The sequence below is a fragment of the Enterococcus sp. AZ167 genome (genome assembly GCF_051714025.1).
Lineage (GTDB): Bacteria > Bacillota > Bacilli > Lactobacillales > Enterococcaceae > Enterococcus_D > Enterococcus_D casseliflavus.
In genome coordinates this window covers 2295984-2308226 of record NZ_JBIORB010000001.1, presented here as the reverse complement: position 1 = coordinate 2308226, position 12243 = coordinate 2295984, and the positions used below count along the sequence as shown (strand labels likewise).

The 12243-nt window shown below is 41.8% G+C and carries 10 protein-coding genes and 1 pseudogene; 10 read left to right on the top strand and 1 reads right to left on the bottom strand.

Features of this window, described 5'->3' with window-relative positions; translation table 11 throughout:
• The first annotated feature begins 1 nt into the window (after position 1).
• From IGJ05_RS10825 to IGJ05_RS10805, 5 genes are all read left to right on the top strand, one after another.
• The gene (locus IGJ05_RS10825) at positions 2-1450 is read left to right on the top strand and encodes an FGGY-family carbohydrate kinase (RefSeq protein WP_081116691.1); all 1449 of its coding nucleotides are present in this window, start codon (positions 2-4) and stop codon (positions 1448-1450) included.
• Between the two features lie 110 nt (positions 1451-1560).
• Positions 1561-3021 (top strand): DUF1593 domain-containing protein, encoded by a 1461-nt coding sequence (locus tag IGJ05_RS10820; protein WP_081116690.1) that lies wholly within the window; start codon positions 1561-1563, stop codon positions 3019-3021.
• A gap of 18 nt (positions 3022-3039) precedes the next feature.
• Positions 3040-4230: an MFS transporter gene (locus IGJ05_RS10815; protein ID WP_081116689.1), complete on the top strand. Its 1191-nt coding sequence runs from the start codon at positions 3040-3042 to the stop codon at positions 4228-4230.
• A 35-nt stretch (positions 4231-4265) separates the two neighbouring features.
• Positions 4266-5171, top strand: a complete 906-nt coding sequence (locus IGJ05_RS10810; RefSeq protein ID WP_159161167.1) for an ROK family protein — start codon at positions 4266-4268, stop codon at positions 5169-5171.
• A gap of 427 nt (positions 5172-5598) precedes the next feature.
• Positions 5599-7041, top strand: coding sequence for a glycoside hydrolase family 1 protein (locus IGJ05_RS10805; protein ID WP_266166283.1), 1443 nt, complete (start codon positions 5599-5601; stop codon positions 7039-7041).
• 108 nt (positions 7042-7149) lie between these two features.
• Here the strand turns inward: IGJ05_RS10805 and IGJ05_RS10800 are convergent, their stop codons facing one another.
• Entirely contained in the window at positions 7150-7506 is a 357-nt protein-coding gene (locus IGJ05_RS10800; RefSeq protein WP_010748512.1) for an MmcQ/YjbR family DNA-binding protein, read from the bottom strand.
• 255 nt (positions 7507-7761) lie between these two features.
• Here IGJ05_RS10800 and IGJ05_RS10795 point away from each other — a divergent pair, with 255 nt between their 5' ends.
• From IGJ05_RS10795 to IGJ05_RS10775, 5 genes and pseudogenes are all read left to right on the top strand, one after another.
• On the top strand, positions 7762-8091 hold the full coding sequence (locus IGJ05_RS10795; protein WP_081116686.1) for an AbrB/MazE/SpoVT family DNA-binding domain-containing protein: 330 nt from the start codon (positions 7762-7764) through the stop codon (positions 8089-8091).
• Positions 8081-8371 (top strand): annotated as a pseudogene (locus IGJ05_RS10790) (type II toxin-antitoxin system RelE/ParE family toxin). The gene IGJ05_RS10795 and the pseudogene IGJ05_RS10790 overlap by 11 nt, the downstream one beginning before the upstream one ends.
• Positions 8372-8520: 149 nt before the next feature.
• A complete protein-coding gene (locus tag IGJ05_RS10785; protein ID WP_061053535.1) occupies positions 8521-9327 on the top strand; it encodes a MurR/RpiR family transcriptional regulator in 807 nt (268 codons plus the stop codon).
• A gap of 110 nt (positions 9328-9437) precedes the next feature.
• Positions 9438-10709, top strand: coding sequence for a PTS sugar transporter subunit IIC (locus tag IGJ05_RS10780; RefSeq protein ID WP_015508710.1), 1272 nt, complete (start codon positions 9438-9440; stop codon positions 10707-10709).
• A 38-nt stretch (positions 10710-10747) separates the two neighbouring features.
• Positions 10748-12187: a glycoside hydrolase family 1 protein gene (locus tag IGJ05_RS10775; RefSeq protein ID WP_081116684.1), complete on the top strand. Its 1440-nt coding sequence runs from the start codon at positions 10748-10750 to the stop codon at positions 12185-12187.
• Positions 12188-12243: the final 56 nt, after the last annotated feature.

The window sequence follows — 12243 nt, the reverse complement described above, 5'->3', positions numbered from 1 at the left end:
GATGGACAAGACCTATCAGCTGGTTTTAGATCAGAGTACATCCGGTACCAAGCTCTTACTGTTTCAAGAAGGGAAAATCCTGCAGCGTTACGATAAAAAACACCGCCAAATTTATCCAAAAGTCGGGTGGGTCGAACATGATCCCCTCGAGATTTGGCAAAATGTCCAAGAATTGCTGGCACAAGTGTTTCAAGAACAAGCGATCATTGCAGGTCAAATCGTTTCCTTGTCCTTGACCAATCAGCGAGAAACGATCGTTGCATGGGACCGATTGACTGGTAATCCCTTGTACAATGCGATCGTGTGGCAATGCAACCGCAGCGCCGCGATTTGTGAAGAATTGACGGCACAAGGCTGGGAAAGGACGATCAATCAAAAGACCGGTTTACGCTTAGACCCGTATTTTTCTGGCACCAAAGTGAAATGGCTGGCACAAGAATTATCGGCTATCAAGGAAAAGTCGGGAACTGGCGAGTTGGCGATCGGTACGATGGACAGCTGGCTGTTATGGAATTTAACGCAAGGGAAGGTATTTGCGACAGAAGCCAGCAACGCTTGCCGAACATTGTTTTACAATATTGAAGAGGGCCGTTGGGATGCAGAACTCGTCAAACTTTTTGGCATCCATTTAGCAGACTTGCCAGCGATCAAACCTGCTGATACGGTTTTCGGTAACTATCACGGAATCCCTATCAAAGGAATCTTAGCCGATTCACAAGCGGCATTATTCGGGGAAGGTTGTCAAAGCCTTGGGGATGTAAAAATCACGATGGGTACCGGTTGTTCGATCATGATGCAAGTGCAGCAGGAGCAGACGTTGCGAGATCGCCGCATTTTGACGACGGTCGGCTGGCAAACTAGCCAGGAAACAGCGTTTGCGCTAGAAGGCATCATCCGTTCCTGTGGTGACGCCATCAACTGGTTCAGTGAGCAAGTGGCTCCGCTACCAGATGTAGCTGAAATCTGTCAAGAAGTGCTGACCAATGACAGTCAAGAAGACATCTATTTTATCCCAGCATTGCAAGGAATGGGCGCCCCTTTTTGGGATAATACGATGACTGCCAGCTTTGTCGGCATGAAACGCACAACGACGACCCATGAGCTGTTGAAAGCCGTTTTAGAAAGCATCATTTTTCAAATCAAAGCAGTGATCGATGTGATGGAAGAAGTCGCTGAACGACTGATCAATCAGGTAATGATCGATGGCGGTGTTTCGAAAAACCGCGCCTTGATGAGCTTATTGGCGACTTTGATCAATAAACCCGTCATCGTCAGCGAAGTCGAAGAATTTTCAGCCATCGGCACGATGCTTGTTGCCAATCCAACCATGAATGAACCAGCTATTCATCAAACCACGATCGTTCCGCAAGCCGAACAGGCCGTGATCCGTTTGAAATATGAAAAATGGAAACGGTTCATTGAGAAATCAGCTACTTTTAGTGAAGGATAAAGGAAAATTATAGGAACAGGATGCCTCGTTTTGCTTTTTCGAAATGAACAGGATGGCTGAATTTTTAATAAAGCAAGACACTATTTTTGTAAGAAAAGGAGATGATAACAATGAATAACAAAGCCAGAACAATTATAACAACCGACGGTGAAGTCGATGATATGAATTCATTTTTACGCTATTTACTTTATAGCGACTGTTTTGATACCGAGGGGATTGTCCTGACAAGTTCAGTTTATCATTATGCGGGCGATCTAGCTAAAGACATTGAACCGTATCGGTGGACAGGAACTGAGTGGATCAATGAATTTATTGATCTTTATGCTAAGGTATATCCGAACTTGAAAATACACGCTGAGGATTATCCTTCTCCCGAATACTTGAAAAGTATTTACTATATCGGGAACATTGATTCACCGGGAGAAATGACCAAAGAAACCGAGGGCTCCAAATTCATTGAGGATTATTTGATGAATGATGAGGATCCACGGAAACTATACATTCAAACGTGGGGAGGAACGAATACAACGGCTAGGGCATTGAAGTCAATTGAGGAAAAATATGCCCATCAGCCAGATTGGCAGGCAATCAAAGAGCGAATTGAAAAAAAGGTGATTATTTATATCATTTTAGACCAGGATGTCACCTATAGCGAATACATTGAGAAAAATTGGTCGATTGAAGTCATTAATGATCGTTTCAATTTCTGGTATTTTGCCTATGCTTGGAAAATGGTGGAGTCTCAGTTAGCTACACGGTTACAGCCTAAATGGCAATTGAATCTAAGAGACAATCACGGTCCGCTATTAAAAAAATATGCATTGATCGGAGATGGCAATGTTTTAGAAGGCGAGCTTGAAGAAGAACAGCGTGGGATCGATCGCTATTTAGAAAAAAATCCAGACTATGCGCGCTTTGATTTTATCTCAGAAGGAGATTCCCCTTCTTACTTCTATTTCTTAAACAATGGGCTGCGAAATAGTGATGATCCCAGCTATGGCGGTTGGGGCGGCCGATTTGAAAAAGTGGCTGGTGCCCGTAAGTACATCAATAGTGCAATGGACTATAATCCTTATAACCAAAGGTATGAAGCACAATATACCTTAACGAGATGGTTCGATGACATTCAAGATGATTTTAAAGGTCGGGCAGCCTGGTGTGTTGCCGAAACGTATGATGAAGCGGCCCACTATCCGATTGTATCTATTAAAAAGGGGAACGATCAACAAGTTACTCCCGGAGAAACCGTCCAGATTCAAGCAAAAGCATTTGATCCAAATCAGCGAGATTTAGCGTTTAAATGGTGGCATTACTTTGAGGCATCAACCTATCAAACGGCACCTGTTCCCACAGGCGCTGAATTTGAATCAATGGGCTTATTGTTTGGCAAAGTATCTGAAAAGCTTGCTAAACCACCCGTTGATCCAATTAAGCTTGTTCGAGAAAACACAGAAACCGTCGAAGTGAAAATTCCAGAAAATATCCAATCTGGTCAAACAATTCATTTGATTTTAGAGGTAACGAATGGCACTTTGACAACGTATCAGCGAGTTATTTTAATCGCAAAATAAAATGATGGAGTGATAATTATGCAAACAAATAGAAAATCTGAACACTTCATGTTCAAAGTAGCCCTTCTTTCCTTATCATTGATGTTGACAACGAGTGGCGCAATTGCAGCAACTGTTAGCTTGATGCAAGAATCGTTTGTCGATCAAAGTGCAACGGCGGTAGAAGCATTAGTAACTGCCTCCAACTTCACAGTAATGATTTTCGTGTTGCTTAGTTCCTTTTTTGTTCGAATGATTGGGACACGAAAAACAGTGTTATTGGGATTGATTTTATCTTTTCTTGCAGGAATATTTCCTGTCTTTTCCAGCAGCTATTCATTGATCTATATCTCCCGTTTGGTCCTAGGTGCGGGCTTTGGTTTGTTCAATTCCCTAGCCGTTAGCTTGATTGGTGAATATTATGAAGGTGAAGAAAAAGCGCGCCTGATCGGCTTACAAAGTGCCGTTCAGAGTGCTGGACAAACAGCAGTTACCTTTTTGATCGGTATCCTGATGTTTAGCGGTTGGCAAATTGCTTTTGCTGCCAACTTTGTCGGAATCATTCCTTTAGTGCTTTATTTTATCTGGGGACCTCGAGATGATGAACCAAAACTTACTGATATCGTCGCGTCAGAGGAAGAAATTGGGAACAAAACAAAGCAATCCGTCAATTTACCAGTTATTTTACAAGCAATCGCATTACTGATCAGTTTTGCATTTTTGATGGTCTTTTTCCTAAAATCAAGTATCTTCGTCGCAGAAGAAAACTTTGCCAATCCCTCGTTCATTGGTATCGTCATGTCGATCTACACGTTTGTTTCGATCATTGCCAATCTGTTTTACAGTAAACTCGTCAAACATACAAAACATTTTTCTTTACCAATTAGCTATCTATTTCTGGGACTTGGGTTTATCTTTCTGAGTCAGACTACGAATTTTGTTACATTTACTCTGATCGTTGTTTTCTTAGGCTTTGGCGGATCCTTGCTACTGCCTTATTCATGGGGATTGATCATGAGTAAAGCACCAAAAGGATCGATCAATTTGGCGATTTCAATAGCAATGGTCGGCACAAATCTGGGTTCTTTTCTAGCCCCATATTTCGGTTCGTTACCGACGATCATGTTTGGCAATGAGCGTGCTGCTTTTGCTTTTATCTTTGCTGGAACTGTCATGCTGGTTTTTGCGGTGATTTATTTGCTGATTGGCAAACGGTTGACATTAGATTAATGAGTCGCGATTAAAACAGAAATTAGAGGAACGTAATGAAATATTTAAGTATAGATGTTGGGGGCACGTTTATTAAATATGGCGTTGTAGATGTTTCAGGGCAATTAACTGCTTGTGACAAACAAAAAACGCCTCAAAACTTGGCGGATTTTCTCGAAGAAATCCTAGCAATTATTAAACGATTCAAAACCGAAATTGCAGGTGTAGGTCTTAGTCTACCAGGAAAAGTGGATGCAGAAAAAGGAATCGTCTATTTTGGGGGTTCCTTGGGTTATCTCCATGAGGTCCCGATAAAAGCATTGATCGAAAAAGCTTGTGGCATTCAGTGTGAGCTGACAAATGATGGGAAAGCAGCTGCGCTTGCTGAGCAGTGGCTGGGAAATTTGCAAGGTGTAAAAAATGGTGCAGCGATCATTTTAGGGACTGGGGTTGGCGGTGGTTTGATTTTAAATCATACACTATTCGAAGGCAGTCATTTTCAAGCCGGTGAATTAAGCTTCATGATTCAGGCTCCTTCATTGATGAATGTCTCAGATGTGACTGGTTTTACGCATTCGGCGGTTGAATTTGTGAAGCAAGGTACCGCATTGTTAGGGCTTGAAGATGAAAATGACGGACCAGCTGTTTTTGAAGCAATCCAACAAGAAACTAATTGCGAATTAACACTGCTTTTTGAAAACTATTGTGAACGTATTGCAACGCTGATCATCAATCTGCAAGCAGTCATCGATATAGAAACCGTCGTGATTGGGGGAGGGATCAGTCGACAAAGTATTTTGATCGATCAAGTTCAATCGAAGTATCAGGAGTTGCGTGACCGAGTGGATTTGATCGATTTGATGTTAGCCCCACTGAAGATCAAAGGTTGTAAGTTTCAAAGTGAAGCGAATCTTCTAGGTGCAATCACGCCATTTCTCAGGAGGGGGAAGGAGGCTCTTTAAAAAAAAGAGCAGACAAAGCAATTGTATTTGCCATACGAGAAGGACAACCGACTTATGTCCTGACATCTAGATAGAAGAGCCTTACAAAATATAGAAACAACGATTGAGAAGAGTATGAATTCGATTAGGGTGATTATGTTTATTCTTACACCGTTGGTTCAAGTGTTAAATGAATACAAGGACCTTCAACGGGGGAAACGGTTTAAAAGAAACCGATTTTATGATGACAAGCCAACGAGTTAGTGCTATAGTTAAAGAAAGAAAACCCACGTGGATTGTTACTGACTCGATCAGGCAAGACCTAAATAAGAAAGCGCTCTTCTCGTTTTAGCAGCGGCTCTTATTTAGGTTTTTTGTTTTTTATCGGGGATTTTTCAGTAATCAGCTAGGTAGGTTTATCAAAAGAAAACAAAAGGAGAACGAGCAAATGGCAAAATTTCCAGAAAATTTCTTATGGGGCGGCGCGACCGCAGCGAATCAATTAGAAGGGGCGTTCGATCGCGATGGCAAAGGCTTGTCAGTGGCGGATGCAATGCCTGGCGGCAAACAGCGTTTAGCGATTTTAGGCAGTGATACGTTTGATTGGACGATCGATGAGGACAAATACACCTACCCAAATCATCGCGGGATCGACCATTATGACCGTTTCAAAGAAGACATTGCGTTGTTTGCAGAAATGGGCTTCAAGAGCTATCGTTTTTCTATCGCATGGACACGTATTTTTCCAAAAGGCGATGAAACGACACCAAACGAAGCTGGGCTAGTATTTTACGATGCGCTGATCGATGAATGTTTGAAATACGGGATCGAGCCAGTGGTTACGATCTCTCACTATGAAATGCCTTTGCATTTAGCCAAAGAATACGGTGGCTGGAAAAATCGAGCATTGATCGATTTCTATGAACGTTTTGCAAAAGTTGTCTTGGAACGGTTCCACAGCAAAGTCAAATACTGGATGACCTTCAATGAGATCAACTCTGCTTTCCATTTCTCCGCATTGAGTCAAGGAATGGTCAACAGCACGGGTGCCAGCGACTTTACAAACGTGATCCAAGCGTGGCACAACCAATTTGTTGCCAGCAGTAAAGCAGTCAAAATCGGCCATGAATTAAACCCAGAGCTACAGATCGGTTGTATGATCATTTATGCAACGACTTACAGCATTGATGCGAACCCAGTCAACCAAGTGGCGACGATGATCCATAATCAAGCCTTCAACTACTACTGTGCCGACGTGCAAGTACGTGGAAAATACCCATCCTTTACGGATCGTTTGTACAAAGAACACGGCGTCAATAAAAAGGATCTTGAGATTACCGAAGAAGACTTAGCCTTGATCGCTGAACATACTGTTGACTATGTTGGCTTCAGCTATTACATGTCTTCTGCCGTGGATATCACCACAGAAGAAGCCGATGAAGTGCAAGGAAACTTGTTGGGCGGCGTCCGCAATCCATTCTTAGAAGCAAGTGAATGGGGCTGGCAAATCGACCCAGAAGGGCTGCGCATCGCGTTGAATGAACTATATGATCGTTACCAAAAACCGTTGTTTATCGTGGAAAACGGCTTAGGAGCCATTGATACCTTTAACGAAGAAGGTAAGATCGAAGATGATTATCGTATCGATTACTTGCGCCGCCACATTGAAGCAATGGGCGAAGCGATCGCTGATGGCGTAGACTTGATCGGTTACACCCCATGGGGCTGTATCGACCTTGTCAGTGCTTCAACAGGCGAAATGAGCAAACGCTATGGCTTTATCTATGTTGACTTTGATGACGAAGGCAACGGCACGATGGATCGTTCTAAGAAAAAATCCTTCGATTGGTACAAACAAGTCATTGCAACAAACGGAGAAGAGTTGGCCTAAGTGTTTCGTTAGACTCACGGATAATACAGGATCCGTTATAAAAGAAAACCGATCGACGGTGCTCCTATATAGGCGCATCGTTGATCGGTTTTTTGGTGATATTTGGGTTTAACGGGTACGTTCATAGCTGTCTCGTAACAAAGATTGGAGTTGTTTTTCTGATACAGAGCCATCTAGTAATGCGGTGAGCCAATGGTTTTTATTCATGTGATAAGCGGGTAAATAGCCGCGACTTTGATTGATGATCGAAACCATTTCGGGCGCTGCTTTGACATCTAAAATTTCGATCATTTCCGTTCCTTCCAAGCCTAATTTTTGCTTTTCTACAGTCATCAGCAAGCCAAACCATTTGCCGCTTTTGCGGTGCCGCAAGACTTGGTACTCGGGAAACTTTGCAAATGGATGGTCGATCTGAACATCATTGAAGGTCTGAGCGAAGGCGATCAGCCGGTTTTTAAGATCCATGGGTATCCCTGCCTTTTTATTCAATCATATCCAGTATACCGTATTTTTGTTGAAATTTCGCTGGAAAAGGAGATTGGGCTCTTTGGTTTAATGAGCCGTATCACCTGCTTTATCGATAGTCATAAATAAGGCAAAGTAGCAGGCGGTTTATTTTCTCAATCTGACACACAGCTTTCGGCATTACTTATCATTACATTCGATTATGATATAATGTTCTTACAGAGTAATTACTAAAGCAGAGGGAGGGATGCAACGATGATTACGAAAACAAGAAAACAAGGGAATTCCATTATGTTGACGGTGCCCAAAGACTTTGGTATTCCCAATGGTGTGGAAGTAGAAGCAAAGCTAGTAGAAAATGGGATCTTGTATGAATTTATTGAACCGGTAAAGCCATTCGATGATTTCAGTGAAGATATCTTGACTGATATTATTAATGAGGGATACGAACACGAAGATATTTTATCCGAATTTAAAGCGCGTAAGAGTAAGCTGATTTCTTCATTTAAGACAATTGCAAAGGAGACTGCTACCGACGGGAAAGCAATGACCAAAGAGGAGTTGGCAACTGAAATTGGCTTATGAGGTGATTCCATCTAGACAAGTAGTGAACTATTTAAAAAAGTTGAAGGAGAAACCGCTGAAACAAAAGTTTCTTCATGTCATTTATGATGAAATAGCTGTCGAACCGTATAGCGGCGATCAAAAAACTGGCGATTTAGCTGGAATCTGGTCGAAGAGTTTTAAGTATGCAGGGACAACCTATCGTATTGCTTATGATGTGATCGATGACTAAGTGATTCCAGACTTGTTATGTGGCACCCATGAGAATTTTTATGGACAGTTAAAGCAGTTAATGAAATAACTGGGGACCTGAATCGAAGAGTTGCGCGTAGGCGGACTCTTTTTTTGCTTTCTATTAAAAGGTACGATAAGTGAAAGGTTCTAAGAAATGGATGCCTATGCTAAGATAGAAGAAACCAGCAGCGTAAATAAGCAAGTGAGGTGGTCGCTATGAAAACGACAAGTCAAGTATACATTCGTTTAAATGAACATCTATTTAAATGCAAAAAATACGATTTGAATTTTTTGATAACAAAACTTTTAATTGAGCGGATCGATGAATTTCCTGCGATCTATATTGAAGAAATCGCCTATGCGGCACAGACGACGCCTGCCAGTATCACTAAATTTTGTAAGAAACTTGGTTATGCTAGTTTTAAAGAAATGCGTAATGACCTCACGATTTATTTTGAACAAGAGTACCATTTGGCGAATACGATGTTTGAAGGGATGCTTGCGAATCTCGATACAAAGAGTGAAGTATCTGAAATGGTTGACCAATTTTTAGCCCGAGAGTACATGGTCCAAAAACAGATTTTTGACCAATTTGATCAACACCAATGCACACGGATCGCAGAAGAAATGAAACGAAAAAAACGAGTGGCGATCTTGGGTAACAGCTATTCTTTTTCGGTTGTTAATCTCCTGCGGGAACTGCTTAGTCAAATGGGCTATATCGTTTTTGAAGTGAACCGTAATGCGGAAGACCAGTTGATTGATCAAGTATTGCGGGAAACAGATATCTGTTTTGTGATCAATCTAACAGGCAGCTGGATCGACAAAAAGGCCTACTTGCTTGAAAAAAATACCTGTCAGAAAGTTTTATTGACGTTCAGCGAGCAAGCCGCTCAAAGCAGTCTCTTTGAAGAGCGTGTCTTGTTTAAAGAGGTCGTTCCATTGATGTCGTCGAATTATTACTCGCAAAAAGTGCTTCATCTATGGATGATTTTTATGATTATGAATATGAGAAAAGAGTAAACGTAAAAAGCTATTTTCCATTTTTGGAAAATAGCTTTTATTGTTTCCTTATGAGAAAGCGCTTATATTCAAGTTAAGATATATCTTAAAAAATTTAGGAGGATTTACTGATGGATAAATTAATGCAATTTATTGAAACCAAAGTGATGCCGCCAATGATGAAACTTTCTAATCAACGTCACTTGAGTGCTGTTCGCGATGGGTTGATCGCAACGATTCCAATCACAGTGATCGGATCGATCTTTTTATTGATTCCGTATATTCCATGGCCTCAATCGTATGTATCATTTATGGGCAATCATCCCGACTTAGTGGCAAAACTGATCATTCCCTTCAATATGAGCATGGGACTGCTTTCGATCTATGCAGCTTTTGGCATTGGCGCACGATTAGCGCAAAGCTACCAACTAGATAGTTTGGCAGGGGGCGTTTCTGCAATTTTTACCTTTTTTACTACATTGACCTTCACTTCTTTAGATGAAGGAACGTTTATCTCTACGCAATATCTTGGAGGAGAAGGCATGTTTGCTAGTATTTTGACAGCTATATTAGCAGTCGAGTGCATGCGCCTTTGTAAAAAATACAATATTGGGTTTAAACTGCCAGAGCAAGTCCCTACGAATGTCAGCAGCAGTTTTGAAGTGATTATTCCCGTGTTTTTTTCAATGACGATCGTTTGGATCATTGTTCACTTGATCGGCTTTGACATCAATGCCCTGATTGCAAGTTTGATCACACCATTGTTAAGTGTTTCTTCCAACTCGTTAGCAGCACCTTTGGTCTATGTAGGATTGACTTGTATCATGTGGCTATTCGGAATTCATCCGCAAATATTAGCGACGGTGATGTTGCCGATCTGGCTAGTCAATTCTGAAGCAAACATGGCAGCAGCACAAGCCGGACAAGCGATTCCCAATCTGGGGGTACAGCCGTTTATCTTTACTTTCTTATGGATCGGCGGTGGCGGAGGAACCTTAGCACTTTGCGCAATGATGTGTTTCTCCAAATCAAAATTTTTAAAACAGCTTGGTCGTCTCAGCTTTATTCCTGGGGTCTTCAACATCAATGAGCCGTTGTTGTTTGGGTTGCCGATCGTTTTGAATCCAGCACTGGCGATTCCCTTTGTCGTGGCACCAATCGTGACCACTTTCGTGACCTATTTCGCTTTTGTGTCCAACCTTGTTCCCGGAATGGCGTATCCATTAGCGGCTGTGTGGACGGTTCCGAGTATTTTTTCGGCAGTGATCGCAACAGCCAGCATTCGTGGTGCTGTCTTAGTAGTGGTGAATTTCTTGATTTATTTGGGCATTTATTATCCTTTCTTCAAGGCCTATGAGCGCAAATTAGTGCTTGAAGAAGGTCAAACCGAAGCATCAGTCTAAGAGGCGAGCAATCAAATTTTGAGAAGAGGAGCAATGACATGAAGAAAAATAAGAAGCAATTTCCTGCCGATTTTTATTGGGGAGGTGCAGTTGCCGCAAATCAATTAGAAGGGGCCTATCTTGAAGGGGGAAAAGGCTGGAGCGTGGCAGACATCAATCGCTTTCGTGATGATATCGATATAAAAAAGAAAAGCAACAAAGAAATAACGACGGCAGACGTAGAATTTGCTTTAAATGATCAAGAAGGGCGTTACCCGAAACGGGATGGGATCGATTTTTACCATACATTTCGTGAGGATCTGGCACTCTTGGCAGAAACAGGCATGAATTCGTTTCGAACATCTATTAGCTGGGCGAGGATTTTTCCAAAGGGAGACGAGCAAACGCCTAACGAAGAAGGGTTGCGCTTTTATGACGAATTGATCGATTGTATCCTTGAAAACGGCATGGAACCCTTGATCACCTTGTCTCATTATGAAATGCCGATCCATTTAGCGATGGCTTATGACGGCTGGTCAAATCGTAAACTGATTGATTTCTTTGTTCATTTTGCGCAAGTCGTATTCAAACGGTATCAAGGGAAGGTCAAATATTGGATCTTAGTCAATCAAATGAACTTGATTACCCACGAATCGTTTAACCACCTTGGTATTCCCGCTGACCGCGTCGACAATCTGAAGCAAGCTAAGTACCAAGGGGTTCACAATGAGTTGGTAGCATGTGCGAGAGCGATCAAAGTAGGCAAAGAAATTGATCCTTCTTTTCAAATTGGTATGATGTCTTATTATGGCAATGTTTATCCAGCTACTTGTAAACCGTTGGATGTTTTGAGTGCTCTCAAAAATAATCAAATGGAATATTATTATTCAGATGTACTTGCGCGGGGAACTTATCCGAATTATGCTTATCGATTTTTTGAAGAAAACGGCATCGAGATTCAATTTGGGGAAAACGATGAAGCGGACTTTAAGCATACGGTTGATTTTGTTTCTTTCTCCTATTACTACACGCGAATCATTCATAGTGAAAACTACGGGAAAGAAGATGCAGCTTCGCCTAACCCTTATTTAGAAGCAAATGATTGGGGCTGGGCAATTGATCCGATTGGGCTGCGGATCGCTTTGAATGAGTATTATGATCGGTACCAATTGCCGATCATGATCACAGAAAATGGTATGGGCTTTTATGAGACATTGAATGAAGAAGGGACGATCGATGATACGTATCGCATTGATTTTCTGAAACAGCACATTGAACAAATGAAAGAAGCAATCTATGATGGCGTAGAACTGATCGGCTACTATCCTTGGGGACCGATCGATCTTGTCAGCTGCTCCTCATCAGAAATGAGCAAGCGGTATGGGTTCATTTACGTAGATCTAGATGATTGGGGCAATGGTTCAGGAAAACGGTACAAAAAAGCCAGCTTTGACTGGTATAAGAAAGTGACGGCTTCTAACGGAGAAGTCCTCGATTAAAAAAAGCGGCAACGACGAAGCAGGAGCTTAGTCGTTGCCGTTTTTTTATAAGAGAG